Genomic DNA, 22,317 nt, shown 5'->3' on the forward strand with positions numbered 1-22,317 from the left:
TACTCGCGCAACGACACGAGGCGCTTCAAATCCGGGGGCTCGATGCCAGACCTACGTCTTTCTCAACGCTCAGCAGACACCAGTGGCGTGGCCGATCAACCCTGGCCCGAGCACTACGACATGTCGCCGTTGCGCCCGGCACCGGCGCTAGCGTATTGCCTGTTTCCGGACCCCAACAGCGGTATCGCCATCAGTCCCCTGCCGACATCGGCATCCGGGCAGCGCCTGGCCATGCTCCAGCTGTGGTCGCCGCAGACCAACACCCCGAGCCAGACGCTCGTCTCTGAACCTGCGCCAGCCTCGACGTCAGCCGATCGTGGCCAGGGCCTTGACCAACCGGCGTGCGCTGCGGCCGACTCGGCGCGCAACGCTCACCTGAAAGTCATGGGTGAACTGAGCGTCTCGATCGCTCATGAAATCTGCCAGCCGCTGCTGGCCATCGCCTCCAACGCCGCCGCGTGCGTGCGTCTGTTGCAACGTGAAACACCGGATCTGGATGAAGCCATCTGCGGCCTTAAGGACATTCGCGCCGAATGCCAGAGGGCGGCGGACATCGTTGCCGCGTTGCGGGCACTGGCCAGGCAGTCACCGCCAAAATCCGAACGGCTCAACGTCGATGAGGTCATCCGCGAAGTCTTGCGCCTGAGCGCGCCTGCGCTGGCCAGGCAAAATGTGACGCTGCAGACGCAGCTGCTGGCCGATCAATACGTGATTGCCGATCCGGTGCAAATTCAGCAACTGGTCTTGAACCTGATTACCAACGCGCTGGAGGCGGTCAGCGGACCTGCAGCGTCCGCTGGCATCGTGCGGGTGTCCTCCTGCCTGCTGGATGACGGGGTGCAGGTGTCGGTCGAGGACAATGGCCCGGGTATCCCGATCGAGGAACGCGAGCAGATCTTCGGCGCGTTCTACACGACCAAGCACAGCGGGCTGGGCATGGGCCTGACCATCTGCAGATCGGTGGTCGAGGCGCACAAAGGCAGCCTGTGTGCCGAGTCGTCGCCCATGGGTGGGGCCAGGATTCGCTTTCAGTTGCCCGCCGGCTGCACCAATCACTAAGCCCCCATCTGATCCGCTGACTCGACAGTCATCTGTACCGCAATCTTGCGAAATCTGCCTACACTGCCGCCCTGGACGGCTAGCGCCCCATTGGCCGCTGCCGGTCGGGGTCAGAATAAGGCGATTGAGGCATGCAGGACGTTGGTACTCACAAAACAGTGGTGATGGTGCTATTCGACGACGTGCTGATGCTCGACGTGACCGGCCCGATGGATGTCTTTTCGATCTCCAATCGTCTGCTGCCCAGGGAAAAACACTATCAATTGCTGACCATCGCCGATCGGCACGGGCTGGTGCGCAGCTCCTGCGGGCTGAAGGTACAAGCCGACCTGCGCCTTGAGGACTGCCCGCGCAACGTTGATCTGCTGCTGGTGCCGGGCGGCCCCGGTGCATACGGTGTCAGCCATCCCGAGCTCAACCAATGGCTGCCAGACGCCGCACGCAGCGCCCGGCGGTTCGGTGCCATTTGCACCGGCGTGTTCCTGCTGGGCGATGCCGGTCTGATCGACGGCTACCGCTGCACCACGCACTGGAATTACGTCGAGCGCCTGGCCCGGCGTCATCCCGAATCACGGGTGGAAACCGAGCAGATCTACGTCATGGATCGCAACCTGATCACCTCCGGCGGGATCACCGCCGGCATCGACATGGCCCTGGCCGTGGTTGCCGAGGACCATGGCAAGGAACTGGCGCTGGAGGTGGCCAAGGTCATGCTGGTGGTGATGAAACGCCAAGGCGGCCAGACACCCTACGGCCCTTTGCTGGCCGCCGTCCCGCGTGACGGAAGTGCTATTGCCAGGGTGCAAGCCTATGTCGTCGATCATATTGACCAGCCCTACACCGTCGAGCGCATGGCCGAAGTCGCGGCCATGAGCCCGCGCAACTTCGCCCGGGCGTTCCAGCGCGACGTCGGCGTCACGCCAATGCAATACGTGCACAACGCCCGCATCGATCATGCCCGTAAATTGCTCGAAAGCTGCGCCCTGCCATTGAAAGTCGTCGCTTCGCGCTGCGGTTTTGGCAGCGCCAGGCACATGCGCAAGCTGTTCAGCGAGCGCATCGGCATGTCCCCGGTGCAATACCGCCAGCAGTTCGGCGGCGAGTGAACGGCGGGCGCCGGGTGACCGGGATCGCTGGCCCGAATGCCACGGCCTGCGGCCAGAATCAAAAGCATGCGTGATCCACGACGCCGAACCTGTAGGAGCCGGCTTGCTGGCGAATGCGTCAGTCCAGCCGCCGCACGGCCGCCTGCCTCACCCTGTTCGCCAGCACGCCGATGCCCCCGGCGAGCAGAAGCCGCAGCGCCACCCTACCCCGCGCTTTACCCAACCTTTACCCAATCCAGACGTGCCTTTACACGAAACGGGTGTTTCATACGTCCATGGCGAACCCACACATGCCGCCAGAGGAGACACCATGTTTTCGAAGATGACTAAAGCCTTGATCCTGTCCGGTTTACTGGTTGCCGCCACAGCGGCGTCCGCCAACGAGCGCGATGTGATAGTGCCTGTCATCGCCGGAGCAGCCGTTGGCGCGGTCCTGGCTACCGTGATCAGCGGTTCGGGCCATGACCATCACCCCCGCTACCAGGGCTATCAGCCACAACCGCGCTATCAGCCGCAATACCAGCCCGTGGCGTACGTGCCGGTGCGCCCGCAAGTGGAATATCGCCGGTTCGCCCCGCCACCACCGCGCGGCTACTACGACCGTGGCTATCAGAGGGGCTATGATCGCGGTTACGACCACGGCCGTGGAGACGGCCGCTGGTAAGCGCGTAACCTGAACTGAAAAGGCCGTTGTCATCACTGACAACGGCCTTTTTCATGCAGCCTCACCGAGCGCAGAGGTTTTCAAACCTCGGGGCCTGCCTCTTGCGCCAGCTCCCGACGCTGACTCCGATGCCCCAGCCAGCGCCCGACCAGCACCACGATCACCGCCGCGGCAGCACTGACGGCCCAGTGCAGCCACTCGACGCCTGGCAGATACGGTTGCAGGGCCGGGTCGCTGGCCGCCATGCCGCCGGCGATCCAGCCGATCAGCCCGCCACCGACGACGACCAGCCAGCTGAACCGCTCCATGACCGCCAGCACGAAGCGGCTGCCCAGGACGATGATCGGAATGCTGATCAGCACCCCAAATGCCACCAGATAAAGGTGACCGTCGCCCGCTGCGGCGACCGCCAGCACGTTGTCCAGCGACATGACCACGTCGGCGACGATGACAGTCTTGATGGCCGTCCACAGCCGGGTACCGCCATCGATCTGCTCGTCGCCGTCGTCCTGATTGGCCGCCAGTTTGATGCCGATCCACAGCAACAGCACCGCGCCGATAAGCTTGAGCAAGGGCAAGGCCAGAAGGTGCACGGCAAAGAACAGCATCACCACCCGCAACACGATGGCGCCGAGCATGCCGCCATAGACTGCCTTGGTCTGCAGCTCGCGAGGCAGGCGTCGGCAGGCCATGGCAATCACCACCGCGTTGTCGCCGCCCAGCAGCAGGTCAATGGCGACGATCTGCGCCAGCGCAGTCCAGATGAAGGGGTCGTAAAGCCAGCTCATGTAAAAACCTTTAACGGACGAACAGCGGGAAGATGCCGGTCAATAGCGACACGGCGAGCAGGATGAAACAGTTGATCACCGACCACTTCATGGTGAAGCGCTGGTTCTCGGCATAGTCGAGCTTGAGCATGCTCACCACCAGGTACGTGGATGCGACCAGCGGGCTGAGAATATGCACCGGCTGCCCGACCAACGAGGCACGAGCCATTTCCACCGCGCTGATCCCGTGATGCTGAGCGGTCTCGGCGAGGATGGGCAGGATACCGAAATAAAACACATCGTTCGACACCAGCCAGGTCACCGGGATGCTCAACAAAGCCGTGATGACCGCCATGTAGGGGCCAAGACTGTCAGGGATCACCTGCAGCAGGCCGGTGGCCACGGCGTTCGCCATGCCCGTACCGGACAGCACACCGGTGAACACCCCTGCCGCAAAAATCAGGCTGGAGACCGCGAGAATCGGCGGCGCGTGCAACGCCAGTTGCTCCACATCCAGCACCCGTTCAACCAGTTGCGAACGCTCGCGTAACAGCTGCCCGGCGCCGGTCAGTCTGATGCTGCGCCCTGCCCGTTCGAACAGCTCGGCGCCGTAGGCCTCCTCCAACCGGTCGATGCATTTGGACAAGGCTGACTGGGAAATATGCAGGACCTCCGAAGCCCGGCCCAAATGCCCCAACTCAGCGATTTTCATGAAGTAAGACAGATCACGTATCTGAAGGTTGATGCTCATAAAAGGCGCCATCGGGTCCGCACAGCCGCAGTTGGGCGCAGGTTACCCCATCAAGGATGCAGATGTGAGCGCAGCACACTCGACGATGTGTGAGGGCGATGCGCATCCGCTGTCATCGCCAACGTCACTTGCCTGTAGCCTGGTTCAGGCACGCTGCGCGCCACAGACAGGCGATTGAGTCGACTTCTGCCGGGCATTGACGGTCTTAAAACTTGATCCCTGGCCGTTGCGGCTGGCGATCACCTGGCCGTATGCACGACTCAACGAAGACATCGGAGCGAGACATGAAACAGATTCTGGCTGGCGTACTGCAAACCGCATACCTGGACGTCGGCCCCGCCGATGGCCCGGCGGTGGTGCTGCTGCATGGCTTTCCCTACGACGTGCATGCCTTCGACGAGGTATCGCGCATTCTCGCCGACGCAGGTTGCAGGTGCATCGTGCCTTACCTGAGAGGCTACGGGCCGACGCGCTTCATCGATGCCGACACGCCCCGTTCAGGGGAGCAGGCAGCGCTGGGCGCCGACCTTCTGGCGTTGCTTGACGCGCTGAACATCCAGCGTGCGGTTCTGGCTGGATACGACTGGGGCGGTCGCGCGGCCTGTGTCGTCGCAGCGCTCTGGCCACAGCGGGTAATCGGGCTGGTCAGTTGTGATCCGGGGTACAACATTCAGGACATCGCAGCGGCCGGTAGCCCCGCGTTGCCTGAAGCCGAACGCCGCCTGTGGTATCAGTACTACCTGCATGGCGAGCGCGGCTATGCCGGCCTTGCCGCCCATCGCCAGGCATTTTGCCGGTTACTGTGGGAGCTCTGGTCGCCCAGCTGGGGCTTTGCCGACGAGGCGTTCGAGGCCACCGCAGCGTCGTTCTCCAATCCTGATTTCGTGGATGTCGTCACCCATTCCTACCGCCATCGTTTCGGCTTGGTGGAGGGGGATCCGCGCTATGCCCAGATCCAGCAGATGCTCGCCCAGCGGTTGCCGATCTCGGTGCCGACCGTGGTTCTGGGAGGCGCCGATGACGGCGTGTCGTCCAAGCGCGAAGGTGCTGCGGCGGTGCACGGGTTCAGCGGCCCGGTCAGCAGAAAGGTGCTCGCCGGCACCGGGCACAACATCCCGCAAGAAGCGCCAGCCGCGTTCGCCGAAGCGGTACTGAGCCTGCTTGCCGAGTGAAGGCCAGCGCCTGCGCAGAGACTGACGACAGATTCCCGAACGGCATGCTCACTGCAGTCGGGAATCGCGCATCAGTTCGCTGATGCACAGGCCCACCACCAGTTTGCTGTCGTCGACAGTCTGTACCGATCGCCGAACTGCTTGGGCCACAGCGCCGCTTCCCTGCTGCTCGAGCTTCTCCACAAAATCGGCCAACGTCAGCAACGCATCGGTGATCGCGTGCTGGTTCTTCAGGATCGCGTGCAACAGCGTGGTGGTGACGGTGTTGTCTTGCATAGAGCCCCTCAGGCGCTGGTCGGTGGGTGCCTGAACCGTCCTTATTCGGGCTTGCGCGGCAAACTGCCACTAGTAAGCCTTTGAAGGTGTAGTGGCACATTCGTTCCAACTGTCGCCTACCGTTCGTCAATGTCGGCGGGTAAGCCCGTCGCGCCAGCGGCGATAACCGACGTACCACCGGCCGCGTGCGAGCGGTTGCAGGACGACGCCGACAGTAGGCTACCGAGCGGATGACCCACCCGGAGTCCTATGTGAGACGCGGGTCATTGGGTTGCGAATGCCGCCTTCAGCCGTTCGCCTGCATAGTCCTGGGCGTCCCGGGCTTTTTGCACCACCGCTGCCGCGCCAAAGAACTCGTGGGTAACACCTGGGTACAAGCGCCGCTCGACACTCACACCGGCACTGCGCAATGCCTGTTCCAACTGGGCGCCATCGTCGCGCAGCGGGTCGATCTCGGCATTGACGATGGTCACTGGGGGCAGACCTTGCAGGTTGGCGTGCACCAGGTCGATTCGGGGGTCCTTGGCGTCGGCCGCGCTGCTGGTCACCTGGGCGATGAACCACAGCATCATCGGCCGATTGAGGGGCATGGCATCGGCGTACTTCAGGTACGACTCGGTGTCGGTACTGGACTGAGCCACCGGATACACCGACAGCACATGCCGGGGCGCGGTCAATCCTGCCTTGTGGGCCGCAACCGCAGTCGCCACCGCAAGGTTACCGCCCGCGCTTTCCCCGGCCAGTGCCAGGCGCTGCGGGTCGCCATTGACCGTGCTGGCATGAGTGGTCAACCAGCGGTAGGCCGCCAGGGCATCATCATGGGCCGCCGGGAACTTGTTCTCCGGTGCCAGGCGGTAGTCGACGGAAACCACCACCGCATTGGCCTGTTTGGCGATGCCTCTGGCGCCGCCATCGTAGACCTTGCGGTCAGCGAACACCCAGCCGCCGCCATGGAAATACAGCACTACCGGGAACGGGCCGTCACCCGATGGGGTATAGACGGTGGCCGGCATATTCCCGCCGGCACCCGGCACGCTGATGTCGCGGGTGGTCACCCCCGGTACCAGCGCGGTGGGCGTGCTGTCACGCTTCTGGTCAGCCAGTACGCCCTTCACCGCATCGGCCATGGTCGGCTGTTGCCGCGCCTCGGCCGGGGTGGTTTTTTCCACCGCCTTGGCATCGAAGCTCGCGAATTTGTTCAAGACTTTCTGCATGTCTGAATCGGTGCGCAGCATGCTCTTGGTGCCGCTGACCGCCAGTTCCGAGACGGAGTGTTTTTCAGGATCACGCGCACATCCGTTGAGAATCGCCATGACGCCCACGGCCGATAACAGGCACAGCCAGTTGCGATGGATTGTTAGCATTTTTATATTCCTCGGGTGCACCGTCGCCGCAAGAGCCAGTCCTGTGGGACGCAACAGGTAATCAGAGCGAACAGAGCGAACAGCTCGGTCAAGCGCGCCGCAGCCAGGCGCGGCGCACTCATCGACTGTCAGGGTCAGGCCGCAGGTTTGAGAATGACCTTGGTCCAGCCTTCATCCCGGGCATCGAAGTGCTTGTAGGCATCCGGGCCTTCGTCCAGCTTCAGGCGATGGGAAATGATCTGCGACGGCGATGCCCGGCCGTGGTGAATGAGCTCTGCCAGACGCCGGTTGTAGACCTTGACGTTGGCCTGCCCGGTACGAATCTGCTGCCCCTTGAACCAGAACGCGCCGAAGTCGAAGGCCATCTTGCCCTGCTTGGCCAGCTCGTTGCTGGCACCCGGATCCTGCGGCACGAATACCCCCACGACGCCGATCCCGCCAGTGGCCTTGGTCGATGCAACCAGGTTGTTCATGGTCAGATGATTGGCCTCATGGCCATGCTTGTCGCAGCATTGATAGCCGACACATTCGCAGCCGCGGTCGGTGCCTTTGCCGTGGGTCAGGTTGAGGATCTGGTCAACCGCCTCTGCCTCCAGCGAATTGATCGGGGTGGCGCCCATCTGTGCCGCCAGCTTCAGGCGATCGGGATGGTTGTCGACCACGAAAACCTGCGAGGCGCCCTTGATCATCGCCGAGTGCGCGGCCATCAGACCCACCGGGCCAGCGCCATAGATGGCAATGCTTTCGCCCGGCATCAGGCCAGCCAGTTCAGTCGCGTGCCAGCCGGTGGGGAAGATATCCGACAGCATCACGTAGTCGTCTTCGCGCTCTTGAGCGTCCTCGGGAAGCACCAGGCAGTTGAAGTCGGCATAGGGCACACGGAGCATCTCGGCCTGGCCGCCCTGATACGGGCCCATGTCGGCGAAACCATAGGCGGCGCCGGCGCTGCCAGGGTTGGCGGTCAGGCAGAACCCGGTCAGCCCCTTCTCGCAGTTTTCGCAGAAGCCGCAGCCAATGTTGAACGGCAGGCAGACCCGGTCACCCACTTTGACCCGATCCACGCCTGAGCCGACCTCGATCACCTCGCCCAGGTTCTCGTGACCAAACACTCGGCCGGTCTCCATTGAGGTGCGGCCTTCATACATATGCAGGTCTGACCCGCAGATGTTGGTGGTGGTGACGCGTACCAGCGCATCGGTGGGTTTTTCGATCTTCGCGTCCGGCACATTCTGCACGCTCACGTCACGTGGGCCGTTGTAAACGATTGCTTTCATGATGTTCTCCGGTTTAGAGACGAAGCAGGGAATTTCGTCCGCACACAACGTCTGTCCGGAACAGCAGCAAAGTCGTTCAAACATTTTAAAAAGCACACAGACGAGTGGAGCAATCACCTACAGCTGAGCAGAAACACGGAATTATTCGATCACCTGGCTTTCTGTTTCCGGGCACCGCCCGCCTCCAGCCGCACCCGCTGCCTTGCGGATTGTCGTTTCCCCCCAATACTCCCCAGGGTAAAGCGCCAAGACGCTACCTTCCCTTCTGCCCCTGCGCAGTCACTTTCAGGCCGCAACCATGCGAAAAATATGGCTACGTTATCTGGCGTTGCTGGACCAGGACCTCAACACGCGGATCTTCGATAACTTCAAGAACATGGTGTTGTGTGCGTTGTTGTTTGCTGCCGGAACCAACGCTCTGCACACCGGCCACCGATATTTCCTGAGCCTGACCGCCACCAACTTTGCCGGATGGGGGCTGATTGCCGTATCGGCCCTGCTGATGATGCTCAACGTCAGCGACGGTATTCGCAGGCTCGGCAAATTACGCTACCACCTGTTTTTTCAGATATTGATCGTGCTGGTTTATTTGCTCATTTCAGAGCGAGTGGTCGAGATCGTCTGGAATTTCCGGGCGGAATAAGTTACCGGTCTTCTTGAAAGAGTGTCGTTGCCAACGCCTTCGTTCGAGGGTTTTCGAAAAGGTTTTCAAGTAATTCGACGACTGGAAACTTCCCAGCCGTGCCGTTCATGTTCGATCTTTCAGCCAGTTAGAGAGCCTGGTCTTTAACCGACCTGATACCGTCAAAATACCAACATTGCACTCGCATGGATCCAATCTAAAGTTCCCACAGCCAACTCCATAGACGGACGGGCGCATGGCTGCCCGCGCACAAGAAATGTTTGGCGATAGCCGCTCGTGGCGGCTGCAAGCACTAATGCCCAAGGAATTCGCGTAGTTGTTACGTGGAGAAGCGAAGTAAGGGATCTGGAAAAATGGAAAATATCGTCGTCGCTGACAAAACAACTTCTCAGATAGATGCCCACGCCTGGGGTGATCTACAACTCAAACAACCTGCTGTCGTACAGATGCCCGTTGCCCCGAGCCAGGTGGCATCGGTCAGCCGCAACGGCCAGGATCTGGTGGTCAACCTCAAGAATGGCGAACACGTCAAGGTTGCCAACTTCTTCAATACCAGCCCTGACGGGGCTGTCAGCGACATGGTGTTCCAGAGTGAAGACGGCACCCTTTGGCAGGCTCAGTACAGTGCCCAATCGTTCAACGGGTTTACCTTCGACGAAATTTCGTCGATCGATGAGCTGATCGCCGGCACTGGCCTGGTCAGTGGCGCGACCTCTGCCTGGGCCATTGCCGGCCTTGGCCTGTTGGGCGGCGGCGGTGTTGCCGCAGCGTCCGGATCAGGCGGTGGTGGTGGAGGCAGTGGCGGCAATTCGGCGGCCGACACCACAGCGCCTGACGCACCGACGGGCCTTGGCCTGTCTGCCAACGGCCAGACGCTGAGCGGTCTGGGTGAAGCCGGGGCCCAGGTCACCATTCGCGATGCCGCCGGTAACGTGCTGGGCACCGGCACGGTGGGCAGCGACGGGCACTTCGCGATCCCGCTCAATAGCGCGCAAACCAACGGCCAGACGGTTGGCGTCACGCTCACCGATGCCGCCGGCAATACCTCTGCGCCCGGCACCACGACCGCAGGCGATACCGTCGCCCCCGGGACACCTGGCAACCTGACGCTGTCAACCGACGGCCAGACGCTCAGCGGCACCGGCGAGGCCGGCAGCACTGTGACCGTACGTGACAGCGCTGGCAACCTGCTGGGCAGCGCAATCGTTGGCGCCGATGGCGGGTTCCAGGTAGCCCTCGGCAGTGCCCAGACCAACGGCCAGAGCCTGGGCGTGACGCTCACCGATGCGGCGGGCAATGTCTCGTCGCCCGGTTCGTTGACCGCCGCCGACACTACCGCCCCCGATGCCCCTGCCAACCTGCAGGTCAACGCCAACGGCACGGCGTTGTCCGGTCGCGGCGAAGCGGGCGCGACCATTCAGGTGCACGGGGCCGATGGCACCTTGCTCGGCAGCGGCGTGGTGGCCGCCAACGGCACCTTCAACCTGGCGCTCAATCCTGCCCAGAACGATGGACAGACGCTGTCGGTCAACGCGATTGATGCGGCGGGCAACCACTCGGCAAACGCGCAGACCCAGGCTCCGGACATCACCGCGCCGGGCGATGGCAATGGAAATGGCGATGGCGATGGCGATGGCAACGGCAATGGCAATGGCGGCTCGGACGCAACACCGCCGGCGTTGCCCACCAATGTCGCCATCAGCACCAGCGGAACCCTGGTCAGCGGCCAGGGCGAGGCGGGCTCGAAAGTCACGGTCATCGATGCCGGCGGCGCCTTGCTCGGCACCACCACGGTGGCTGCCAACGGTACATTCAGCGTCACCTTGAATCCGCCGCAAACCAACGGCCAGGTATTGCAAGTCACCCTGACCGACGCGGCGGGCAATGCCTCTTCCAACTTCGCGGTGACCGCCAAGGACACCACCGCGCCGGTTGCACCGAGCAATCTGTTGCTGTCGGCAGACGGCCTGACCCTGACCGGCAAGGCCGAGGCAGGGGCCAGGATCCTGGTGCGCAGTGCCTCCGGCAGAACGCTGGGCTTTGATCGGGCGGGCATTGACGGCAGTTTCAGCATCACCCTCAACGAGGCACAGAAGGACGGCCAGAGCCTGGATGTCAATGCCACCGATGCCGCCGGCAACAGCTCGACCCCGGTGGTGCTGACCGTTAAAGACAGCACACCGCCAGCCTTGGTCAGCGATGTGGTGATCAGCGCCGATGGCACGCAGATTTCCGGCAAGGGCGAACCCGGCGCCACCGTCACGATTGCCAGTGCCGGCGGCGCGGCGCTTGGGCAAACGCTGGTCGCGGCCAACGGCACCTTTCAGGTTTCCCTGTCCTCGGCGGTCACCCCGGGCGACAAGCTGGAGATTACCCAGAGCGACGCTCAGGGCAATCCCTCGCCCGTGGCCGAGGTGACTGCGCCCGATGCCGACGGCCCCGCGACCCCTGGCAAACTGGCGCTCAGTGCCGACGGTACGCACCTGACTGGCAGCGCCACGCCGGGAACCACGGTCGAGGTGCGCGACGCCAGTGGCGCCGTCATTGGCAGTGCCACCGTCGCGCAGGATGGCAGCTTCGATGTCACGCTGAACCCGGCTCAGGTCAGCGGTCAGGTGCTCGATGTGGTGGCCGTGGACGGTAGCGGCGAAAGCTCGGTCACGGTCCCGCTGCCTACCACCGACGCTACGGCGCCGGTCGCGGCCAGTGAACTGAACGTCAGCAACAACGGCCTGACCCTGAGCGGTCGAGGCGAAGCAGGCGCCAAGGTCAGTGTCACTGACGGCCAGGGCCATGTACTCGGCACCGCAGTGGTGTCGAGCACCGGCAGCTTTGCCGTGAGCCTGTCCGCGGCGCAGACCAGCGGCCAGGCGCTGAGCGTGGTGCTCACCGATGCCGCCGGCAATCACTCCGCCAGTGCACCGGTGCAGGCTCCGGATCCAGGTGGCACGCTGCAGCCGGACACCCTCAGCGTGGGCAGCAATGGCAACGTTCTCAACGGGGTCGGCAAGGTAGGCTCGCGGATCACCGTCACCGACGCCAATGGCAAGCTCCTGGGCAGCGCGATCGTCGGTGCCGACGGGCATTTCAGCGTAGCCCTGAGCAGCGCGCAGAATAACGGCCAGACGCTGCTGATCCATTCGGTCGACAGCGCCGGCAATGCCGCGCCGGTGGTGACCTTTGCTGCCGACGACAGCCAGGCGCCGACGCCGCTCACCGCGCTTGCCCTCGACCCTTCAGGCCTGGTGCTCAGCGGTAAGGGTGAGGCCGGCGCGAGCATTGCCGTACTGGGCCCCACCGGCAACTCGCTGGGCTCAGGCACGGTCGGCAGCGATGGCAGTTTTTCGCTCACCCTGAACACCGCGCAAACCGACGCGCAGGTCCTGCACGTCACCCAGACCGATGGCGCGGGCAACGTTTCCGCGCCGGCCACGGTCAGCGCGCCCGATCTGTCGGTGCCCGATAGCGTCACCGCGGTCAACGTCTCGGCGAACGGGCTGGTGGTCAGCGGTAATGGCCAGGTCGGTGCGACGGTGACCGTCACTGACGCTCAGGGTCAAGCCCTGGGCACGGCAGTGGTCGGCAGCAACGGCCGCTTTGAGGTGAACCTCACCAGCGCGCAAACCAATGGCCAGCTGCTGAGCGTGACCCAGGCAGACGGTTCGACTGGCGCCTCGGCTGCGGTGCCTGCACACGCACCGGACATTCAGGCGCCGGCTGCGCCTGCGGACTTGAAGCTCGATGCCACGGGCGCGATGTTGACCGGTACCGGGGAGCCGGGAGCGACGGTTACCGCTTACGCCGCCAATGGCGATTCGCTGGGCGATACCACCGTTGACCCGTCCGGAAATTTCCAGATCAACCTGACGACCCCACAGACCGACGGTCAGACTTTGCAGGTCAGCCAGTCAGACTCGGTCGGTCATCTCTCGTCCAGCTCCCCAGTCACTGCGCCGGACACCACCGCGCCGCCAGCCCTGAGCAATGTCGGGATCAGCGGCAATGGCGCGACGGTCAGCGGCAATGGCCAGGTCGGCGACACCGTGACCGTCCAGGATGCCAACGGCAAAACCCTGGGCAGCGCCGTGGTCGACGGCAATGGCCATTTCAGCGTCACGTTGAATCCTGCGCAGCTTGACGGCCAGCTGCTCAGCGTCACACAAGCCGATGCCAGTCATCTGCCCTCTCCCGTCAGCAGCGTGACGGCCCCGGACCTTGCCGCGCCATTGGCGCCGACCGGCATCAGCGTCGACGATGCCGGCCTGGTCGTCTCAGGGTCGGCCCACGCCGGGGACACGGTGAACGTGCTCGACGCCAACGGCCAGCTGCTGGGCACCACGGTGGTCAACCTGGACGGCACCTTCACGGTCACTCTGGACACCGCGCTGACCAACGGCCAGACCTTGCAAGTGGTGGCAACCAATGGCGTCAACAGTTCGCTGCCGGTGCAGACCACGGCACCGGACGACACCGCCCCTGATCCGGTGCAGAACCTGGCGATCAACCCCGCCGGTACCAGCCTGTCGGGCACCGGCGAACCTGGCTCCACGGTCACGGTCAGTACCTCGACCGGCACCCCACTGGGCTCGGGCACCGTGGGCAACGACGGGGTCTTCGTCATTGCCCTCAATCCGCCAGCCGTCACGGGCAATACCCTGGAAGTGGTGAGCATCGACGCCGGCGGGAATGCCTCGACCGCCGTCGCCCTGCCCGGCCCTGACGGCACGCAGCTGGCCAGCCCGAGCAACCTGCTGCTCAGCGGCGACGGCTTTACCCTGACGGGCGCCGGCACCCCGGGCAGCACCGTCACCGTCACCGATAACGCCGGTGCAAGCCTGGGCTCAGGACTGGTCAACAGCCTAGGCCGATTCAGCATCCGCATGAACTTCGCGCAGCTGAATGCACAGACCCTGCACGTCACCGCCAGCGATGCCAGCGGCCACAGCTCGGTGCCAGGCACCGTGATCGCCAGCGACAGCACCGCCCCGGATGCCCCGACCGCCCTGACTGTCAACGCCAATGGCAGCGTGGTATCGGGCAAGGGTGAAGCTGGGGCAACGGTGACCATCAGCAACAGCAGTGGCACCCTGCTCGGTACCGCGGTGGTGGGCAGCAGCGGCAGCTTCAGCGTGACACTCAACGCCCAGCAGCATGATGCCCAGGTGTTGATCGCGACCCAGCGCGACGCGGCGGGCAATGTCTCGCAGGCGGGGAATGTTTCCGCGCCGGATCTGCAAGCGCCGGGCGCCGCCACTGGCCTGAGTATCAACAACGTCGGCACCGTGGTCAGTGGCCAGGGAGAAGTTGGCGCTGCCGTGACAGTCCGCGATGCCGCCGGCACCGTGCTGGCCACCGGCACTGTGGACCAGAGCGGTCACTTCCAGATCACCCTGCCCAGCGCACAAACCAACGGTGCGGCGCTGCACATCAGCCTCACCGACAGATCGGGCAATGTCTCGCCGGACGCCAGCCTGGCCACCAAAGACAGCACCCCGCCTGCAGCGGTGCAGAACACCCGGATCAGCGCGGACGGCACGGTCCTGAGCGGTACCGGCGAAGCAGGCGCCACGGTCAAGGTGACCAACGCCGGCGGCACCGTCCTGGGCAGCGCAGTGGTCGGCAGCGACGGCGCGTTCAACGTCACTCTGGTGCCAGCCCCTGTCAACGGCCAGACCCTGGACATCAGCCAGACCGATCCGAGCGGCAACGTCTCGCCATCGGCCAGCCTTGGCGCCCCCGACACCAGCCCACCGGCAGCCCTGACCCAGGTGTCGGTCAATGCCGACGGCATCACCGTGGTCGGCCATGGCGAGCCCGGCGCGACGGTCAGTGTGCGCAGTGTCGACGGCACGTTGCTGGGCACCGGTCTGGTCCAGGGCAATGGCGCATTCAGCCTGAGCATGAGCACCCCGCAGATCAACGCCCAGCTGTTGACCGTGACCCAGGAGGACCCGCCGGGCAATGTGTCGACTGCGGTCAACGTGGTGTCGGTAGACCTGACGCCACCGGATGCCCCGGTCGTGGTGTCGCTCAACGTTGCCGGCCTGCAATTGTCCGGCAGCGCTGAAGCGGGCAGCAGCATCACCGTGCGCGACGCAGCGGGCAACGTACTGGGTACCGGCACCACGGCGGCCAACGGCACGTTTACCGTGACCCTCAACAGCGCGCAGCTCAATGGACAGAACATCAATGTGAGCGCTGCGGATGCGGCGGGCAATCAGTCCGCCGTCACCGCGTACCACGCCGGCGACAGCACGCCACCGGCGGCGGTCAGCAACCTGGCCATCACCACCGACGGCTCGACCCTCGCCGGCAGCGGTGAGGCCGGGGCAACCGTGGTGGTCCGCGATGCCGGCGGTAATGCGCTGGGCAATACCGTGGTGGCTGCCAATGGCAGTTTCAACCTGACCCTTGTGCCTGCCGTGACGGCGGGTACCAGCCTCAGCGTGATTCAGACCGACACCGGCGGCAACGCCTCGCCGGGCGCATCGGTCATCGCCCCCGGCCCCCTGGCGGAAGCCGCACCAGTCAACCTGTTGCTCAGTGCCGACGGCCTGACACTCACAGGTACGGCCACGGTCGGTAGCACGGTGACCATACGCAGCGCTTCGGGCGTGCTGCTGGGCAGCGCACTGGTGGGCAGCGGCGGCACCTTCAGCGCCACCCTCAATGCCGCGCAGCTCAATGGCGAACAACTGGCAGCCACGGCGACTTCCAGCGACGGTATCAACTCGGTAGCCACGGGTTATATCGCCGCCGACGTCACCGCTCCCGCCCCACTGAGCAACCTGGTACTGGCCAGCGATGGCGTGTCGCTGACCGGGCGCGGCGAAGCGGGCGCGACGGTCAACGTGGTCGGCAGCGGCGGCGTCGCCCTGGGCAGCACGGTGGTGGCCGCCAATGGCACCTTCAGCCTGGCACTCAACAGCGCGCAGGTGGCGGGTCAGACCCTGACCCTCACCCAGACCGATGCCAGCCAGAACGAATCGGCCAGCGTCAACCTGCTGGCCCGCGACCTCATTGCCCCTGACGCGCCGGGCATCCTCGGCGTCAGCGGCAACGGCAACGTGCTCTCCGGCACCGGTGAAGCGGGCGCCACGGTGAAGGTCTACAATGCCGCCGGCGCGCTGGTGGGCACCGGCAGGGTGCGCATCGATGGCAGCTTTGACGTCACCCTGTCTACCGCGCAAGCCAACGGTCAGGTGTTGGCGATCACGCTGACCGACGCGGCAGGCAACACCTCCACGGCAAGCCCGTTCACCTCGATCGACACCACCGCCCCCACGGCGCTGACCCAGCTGGCTATCTCCAGCGACGGCAAGACCGTCAGCGGGCACGGCGAAGCGGGCGCCAACGTGACAGTGAGCGACAGCCTGGGCGTCGTCCTGGGCACCGTCACCGTCGGCACTACCGGCACCTTCACCCTGGTGCTACCCAACGCCTTGACCAATGCTCAGGTGCTGACCCTGGTGCAGGCCGATGCGGCGGGCAATGTCTCGCCGCTGTCCAGCCTGACCGCGCCGGACACCTCTGCGCCCGACCCGCTGGACAATGTCGCGATCAACCGTGCAGGTGTGTTGGTCACAGGTACCGGCGAGCCCGGCGCCACGGTGACGGTCAAGGATGCCAGCGGCGTCCTGCTGGGCAGCGCCATCGTCCAGGCGAACGGTTCGTTCAGCGTCACCCTGAACACGCCGCAGATCAACCATCAAACCCTTACCGTGCAGCAGGCCGACCCGCCCGGAAACATCAGTGCCGGGGTCACCGTCACCGCGTTCGACCTGACCCCACCGCAGGTCGCTGGCAATCTCAAACTCAATGCCGCTGGCGACACCCTCAGCGGCAGCGGTGAAGCCGGCGCGACCATCAGCGTGACCCTGGCCAACGGTCAAGTGGTCGGCAGCGGTGCCGTGGGCGCAAACGGCACCTTTCTGATCTCCCTCGATCAGCCACAACACAACGGCGAGCAATTGTACGTGGTGCTTGCCGACGCGGCCGGCAATGCCTCTGCGGCCGCCACCCTGATTGCCCCGGACACCACGGCGCCACTGGCGGTGACGGGGCTGGGGCTGGACCTTGCCGGGCGCATTCTCAGCGGCACCGGCGAGGCTGGCGCGCATCTAGTGATCAGCAACGCCGCGGGCGCCACCCTGGGCACCGGCACCGTGGCGGCCAATGGCACTTTCAGCGTCACGCTGAACGCGCCTCAACTCAACGGTGAAGTCCTCAGCGTGGTGCAAAGCGATGTGGTGGGCAATCCGTCCGTCGCGGCCACCGTCACGGCGGCGGACCTTACCGCGCCTGGCCTGCCGGTGGTCAGCGCGCTGAGCGCCGATGGTCTGGCCTTGACCGGCACCGGTGAAGTCGGCGCGCTGGTCCGTGTCAGCAGCGCTACGGGGGCTTCGCTCGGCACCGCGACCGTGGATGCCAGCGGTCATTTCACCGTCACCCTGTCGGCCGCGCAGCTCAACGGTCAGACATTGATCGTGAGCCAGACCGATGCTGCCACCAACCGCTCCGCCCTGCTCTCTTACCAGGTCGCCGATGTCACCGATCCGGCAGCCGTCACGCAATTGGCGGTCAGCCCGAACGGCCTGACCTTGACCGGCAACGGCGAAGCAGGTGCCACCGTCAGCGTCAGCAACAACCTGGGCACGGTACTGGGGACCGCAACCGTCGCCGCCAATGGCAGCTTCAGCGTCGGCCTGTCGAGCGCTCAACTCAACGGCCAGACGTTGTCAGTGGTGCAACTGGACGCGGCGAAAAACGACTCCACGCCGGTCTCGGTGAACGCCCCGGATTCCACCGCGCCGCTGTTGCCGACCGTTACCTCGCTGACGGGGGGCACGCTGATCACCGGCACCGCCGAAGCCGGCAGTACCGTCACCGTTACCTCCGCCAGCGGCACGCTACTGGGCAGCGCTCAGGCCGATATCAATGGTGCGTTCAGCTTCAACCTCAACACGCCACAGACCAACGGGCAGCTGCTGTCGGTGGTGGCCACGGATCCGGCGAAAAACCCGTCCCCGGTGCGGGTGTTCCTGGCACCCGATACCACGGCGCCTGACGCGGTCACGGGGCTGACGATCAACGCTGCACACAATCAAGTGGTCGGTCGCGGCGAAGTCGGGGCCAGCGTCGTGGTCAGCAATGCGCTGGGTGCCACGCTGGGCAGCGGCACTGTCGCGGCCGACGGCACCTTCACCATCAACCTCAACGCCACCGTCCCGTCCAGCCAGGTGCTCACGGTGGTCCAGACCGATGCCGGCACCAACGCCTCGACCGGAGTCAACCTCACGGTGCCGTCCGTGCAACCGCCGGATGCGCCTGCGCATCTGACGCTGTCGGCCAATGGCCAGACCCTCGGCGGCACCGCCGCCATCGGCACGACAATCAATGTCTATGGCAGCGGCGGCACTCTGCTCGGGACGGCCTTGACTGGCGGCGACGGCACTTTCAGCGTGTCGTTGAGCGGGCCGCAACTCAACGGCCAGAGCCTGCAAGTCACCGCCACCGCAGCCACCGGCGAAATTTCGCTGCCCGGCGCCATAGTCGCGGCCGACACCACAGCGCCGGCGGTGCTCAGCGACCTGGCGGTCAATGCCACGGGCACGCTGGTCACCGGTCGCGGCGAGGTCGGCGCGACCGTCACCATCAATGCACCGGGCGGCGCTGTGTTGGGGACGGCGATTGTCGGGGCCAACGGTACCTTCAGTGCGCTGCTTGGCACGCCTCAACTCAACGGCCAGCTACTGAGCGCGCATCAGAATGACCCGGCGGGCAACCCTTCCCCTGCCCTGGACGTTAAAGCCCCGGACATCACCGCGCCTGCCGCGCCGTCGGCGCTTGGGCTGAACCCAGCGGGGCTGATTCTCAGCGGGCTGGGCGAAGCCGGTGCGACCGTCACCGTGCGCAGCGCCGCGGGCGTTCTGGGGAGCACCACGGTGGCAGCCGATGGGACCTTCGCGGCGACCCTCAATGCCGCGCAACTCAACGGCCAGGCCTTGAGCGTCGCGCAGACCGACGTTGCCGGCAACCTCTCGGCCAACGTCAACCTCAATGCAGCGGACACCACGCCACCGGCGGCCTTGAGCAACCTGGCACTGACCGGCGGCGGACTGCTGGTCAGCGGCAGTGGCGAAGCCGGAGCAACGGTGAAAATCACCAACGCTGCCGGCACTGTGCTGGGCAGCGTGGTGGTCAACGCCGCCGGGACCTTCGCCGCAACACTGAACGCTGCGCAACTCAACGGCCAGACCCTCAACATTCAACAGGCCGATCCTGCCGGTAACCTGTCGCCCATCGCCCACCTGACCGCCACTGATATCCAGGCACCGAGCGTGCCGACCACACTGGCGCTGGCGGCCAACGGTCAGACCCTGACCGGCGCCGGCGAAGTCGGCGCCACGGTCAATGTCTACGACGCGAGCAATACCCTGCTGGGCACCACACAGGTGGGTCTGGGCGCAACCTTCAACCTGACCCTGAGCCCGCCGCAGCTCGATGGCCAGGCCCTGACCGTGCGCCTGGTCGACGCCACCGGCAATGTGTCGGCGGCCGCCAGCTTCACGGCGCCGGATAGCACTGCGCCGGTCGCGCCCGCCACCGCGCTGGTCAACGCCACTGGCACGCTGGTCACCGGTACCGGGGTCGCCGGTTCGGCCGTCAGCGTGCGCAGCGCCGCCGGCGTGGTGCTTGCCACAGGCACCGTCGCGGCCAACGGCACGTTCTCGATCACCCTGCCGACCGCGCTGATCAACAATGAGGTACTCAGCGTCACCCAGGCGGACGCTGCGGGCAACGTGTCGCTGGCCACCAGTGCGACCGCGCCGGACCTGACGGCACCGGTGGCCGCCAGCACGCTGCTGGTCAGTGCCGACGGCCTGAGCCTGAGCGGCACCGGTGAAGCGGGATCGACCGTGATCGTCAAGGCCGCCAGCGGCGCGGAACTGGGCAGAGCCGTAGTGGGTGGCACCGGCGTGTTCAGCGTCACCCTCAATGCTCCGCAGATCAACGGCGAGAAGCTGTCTGTCAGCCTGACCGATACCCATGGCAACGTCTCGTTGGACACCAGCGTCACTGCCCCCGACATCGATGCCAATGCCCCGGTGTCGGCCAGCGACAACCTGGCCATCGCCACCGTCAACATTGCCCCCGCACATGCGGTGCAGAATATCGCTGATTCCTTTACCACCCTGCTCTCAGGCTTCAGCAAGACCTACAGCTTCAGCGTGGCCAGCGGTACCCATGTCGACCCCACGCTGACCCTGAACACCGCCAGCCTCTTGAGCTTGATCGATGGGGTCGTTTACGCCCTGCAGGTCAAGGACGCTAGCGGCAACTGGGTGACCCTGGACGTCAACGGCAACGGCGGCCTGCTGGACATCCTCGGGCTTGCCGGTCAAGGCGTTCAGGTCACCATGGGTGACCTGCAAAGCGGTGACTACCGGCTGATCGTCTCCAGCACCGGCATAGGCATCGTAACGACCGTCACTTCAGTGTTGTCACTCGATACCATCAGCCTCACCCAGTTCACCGGCAGCGCAGGCACTGCAACCACCGGCAACGTCATCAGCGACGTCGGCACCGATGGCCAGGTCGACCAGACCGGGCCGGACAACGGCGCCGTATTGCAGGTGCTGAAAAACGGCAGTTATGTCAGTGCCGGCGCCGGCGCCGGCACCACGGTGCAAGGGTTGTACGGGACGTTGAACATCGACTCGACGGGCAAATACACCTACACCGCCAATGGCGCGGTGAGCAGTGTCGGCAAGGTCGATGTGTTCAGCTACCAGCTGGTGCACCCCAACGGCCTGAGCGATAGCGCCAGCCTCTACGTGCGTATCGACAGCCCGCAAGCTACAGAGGTCTGGAACGACAGCAGCCTGAGCAGCCCGGCACTGCTGGTTGACGCCACCGATGACATTGCCCATTCGGCGATCACCCTGGTGAACAAGGAAGTCACCTCGCCGCTGACGGCACTGGGCAGCTTCGGCGTGTTACTCGGGGGCGGCAGCGGCACCTACACCACCAGCGTTGCGAGCAACACTGTCAGTGACCTGACCGTGGTGGTCAACGCCAGCAATCTGTTGACCCTGCTCGGCTCGCTGACGGTCGGGCTGTACAAACTCAACGCCAGTAACCAGTACGTGCTGGTCAAAAGCTATGGCGGTGCCTCACTGCTGAGTCTGGGTGGGGGGAGTTACGGGGTCAATTTCGATGACCAGACCGCCGGCACCTATCAGGTGCGGGTCGCAGTCGGCGGCGTGGGCCTGCTGACCACCGTCAATACCAGCCTGATCAGCGCCACCACCTACAACAACCAGTTCGTGGTCGGCAGCTATACGCCGGTGTCCGGCAATCTGCTCACCGATGTCGCAGGCGGCGGCGTCGATGTCCTGGGTTCGCCCTATACCCTGCTCAGCGTATTGCTCGCCGGCAGCTACGTGACGCCGGGGTACAACGGCACCACCATCGCGGGCACCTACGGCTCGCTGCTGGTGCACGCCGACGGCAGCTACACCTACACGCTCAATGCCGGCCTGAGCAACGCAGTCATCGGTCACGCCGACGTGTTCAACTATCAGCTGACCCACCCCAACGGCACCACCGATACTGCCAGCCTGACCATCGACCTGGACCAGGCCGCGGCCAAGGCCAGCGCAAGCTTTGCGGCGCTGTCCACGGTGGACGACCACAGCGCCGCACTGGCCGTGGCCCAGGTGACGAGCACCGAACTGGTCCAGGGCACCGATGGCAACGACACGCTGCTGGGTACCCACGGTGGCGCCGTCACCCTCAACGGTGGCGCGGGCAATGACACGCTGATCATCGCCGACCAGAACTTCGCCTCCGTCGATGGCGGCAGCGGCACCGATACCTTGCTGTGGGCAGGCGGCGATGCCGCGATCAATCTGGGTGACCTGCAAAGCCGTATTCACAACATCGAGATCCTCGACCTGAACCACACCAGCGCGGTTTCGCTGACGCTGAACCTGGCCGATGTGCTGTCCATTACCTCTCCTGAAAACAGCACATTGCTGATCAAGGGCGACAGCAAGGACAGCGTGCACATGACCGACGTCTGGACCGCCGACGGCAGCCACCAGGCCGGCGGAATCGACTACACCCAATACACCCCGCAGGAGGATCCGAGTCACCATCTGTGGGTGCAGAACGGCGTGCAAGTCGTTTGACGCGACAAGGGAAGCCAGCAAACCGACAGTAAGGGAACCATGTGA

The 22,317-nt window shown here is 64.7% G+C and carries 10 protein-coding genes and 2 pseudogenes; 6 read left to right on the forward strand and 6 right to left on the reverse strand.

All coding sequences use genetic code 11. The features are described 5' to 3' along the window. Nucleotides 1–42 precede the first annotated feature (42 nt). From ACI2KS_RS19245 to ACI2KS_RS19255, 3 genes are all read left to right on the forward strand, one after another. On the forward strand, nt 43–1,059 hold the full coding sequence (locus ACI2KS_RS19245) for a sensor histidine kinase (RefSeq protein WP_404622582.1): 1,017 nt from the start codon (nt 43–45) through the stop codon (nt 1,057–1,059). Nucleotides 1,060–1,190: 131 nt separating this feature from the next. Then, nucleotides 1,191–2,165 carry a GlxA family transcriptional regulator gene (locus ACI2KS_RS19250; RefSeq protein ID WP_404622583.1) on the forward strand — a complete coding sequence of 325 codons (975 nt, stop codon included), beginning with the start codon at nt 1,191–1,193 and terminating at the stop codon, nt 2,163–2,165. A 310-nt stretch (nt 2,166–2,475) separates the two neighbouring features. Then, nucleotides 2,476–2,829: a hypothetical protein gene (locus ACI2KS_RS19255; protein WP_404622584.1), complete on the forward strand. Its 354-nt coding sequence runs from the start codon at nt 2,476–2,478 to the stop codon at nt 2,827–2,829. Between the two features lie 80 nt (nt 2,830–2,909). Here ACI2KS_RS19255 and ACI2KS_RS19260 read toward each other — a convergent pair whose 3' ends face one another. The 3 genes and pseudogenes from ACI2KS_RS19260 to ACI2KS_RS19270 form a co-directional block, all read right to left on the reverse strand. Then, nucleotides 2,910–3,617 (reverse strand): TerC family protein, encoded by a 708-nt coding sequence (locus tag ACI2KS_RS19260; protein ID WP_404622585.1) that lies wholly within the window; start codon nt 3,615–3,617, stop codon nt 2,910–2,912. 10 nt (nt 3,618–3,627) lie between these two features. Beyond that, nucleotides 3,628–4,104: pseudogene (locus ACI2KS_RS19265) on the reverse strand (SLC13 family permease); the annotation flags it as partial. A 57-nt stretch (nt 4,105–4,161) separates the two neighbouring features. Further along, nucleotides 4,162–4,359: pseudogene (locus ACI2KS_RS19270) on the reverse strand (LysR family transcriptional regulator); the annotation flags it as partial. A 272-nt stretch (nt 4,360–4,631) separates the two neighbouring features. Between ACI2KS_RS19270 and ACI2KS_RS19275 the strand changes: the two are divergent. Beyond that, the gene (locus tag ACI2KS_RS19275) at nt 4,632–5,519 is read left to right on the forward strand and encodes an alpha/beta fold hydrolase (protein WP_404622586.1); all 888 of its coding nucleotides are present in this window, start codon (nt 4,632–4,634) and stop codon (nt 5,517–5,519) included. Between the two features lie 48 nt (nt 5,520–5,567). Here the strand turns inward: ACI2KS_RS19275 and ACI2KS_RS19280 are convergent, their stop codons facing one another. From ACI2KS_RS19280 to ACI2KS_RS19290, 3 genes are all read right to left on the reverse strand, one after another. Further along, nucleotides 5,568–5,795 carry a hypothetical protein gene (locus ACI2KS_RS19280; RefSeq protein WP_404622587.1) on the reverse strand — a complete coding sequence of 76 codons (228 nt, stop codon included), beginning with the start codon at nt 5,793–5,795 and terminating at the stop codon, nt 5,568–5,570. Nucleotides 5,796–6,058: 263 nt separating this feature from the next. Then, nucleotides 6,059–7,159 (reverse strand): alpha/beta hydrolase, encoded by a 1,101-nt coding sequence (locus ACI2KS_RS19285; protein ID WP_404622588.1) that lies wholly within the window; start codon nt 7,157–7,159, stop codon nt 6,059–6,061. Between the two features lie 134 nt (nt 7,160–7,293). Then, nucleotides 7,294–8,433, reverse strand: coding sequence for a glutathione-independent formaldehyde dehydrogenase (locus ACI2KS_RS19290; RefSeq protein WP_404622589.1), 1,140 nt, complete (start codon nt 8,431–8,433; stop codon nt 7,294–7,296). A gap of 298 nt (nt 8,434–8,731) precedes the next feature. Between ACI2KS_RS19290 and ACI2KS_RS19295 the strand changes: the two genes are divergently transcribed. Together ACI2KS_RS19295 and ACI2KS_RS19300 are read left to right on the forward strand one after the other, a co-directional pair. Next, nucleotides 8,732–9,076, forward strand: coding sequence for a hypothetical protein (locus tag ACI2KS_RS19295; protein ID WP_404622590.1), 345 nt, complete (start codon nt 8,732–8,734; stop codon nt 9,074–9,076). Nucleotides 9,077–9,429: 353 nt separating this feature from the next. Further along, complete coding sequence (locus ACI2KS_RS19300; RefSeq protein ID WP_404622591.1) at nt 9,430–22,272, forward strand: BapA/Bap/LapF family large adhesin; 12,843 nt, start codon at nt 9,430–9,432, stop codon at nt 22,270–22,272. The last annotated feature ends 45 nt before the right edge of the window (nt 22,273–22,317 follow it).

Origin of the sequence: Pseudomonas sp. NPDC087358 (genome assembly GCF_044900785.1) — a bacterium.
Taxonomy (GTDB): Bacteria; Pseudomonadota; Gammaproteobacteria; order Pseudomonadales; family Pseudomonadaceae; genus Aquipseudomonas.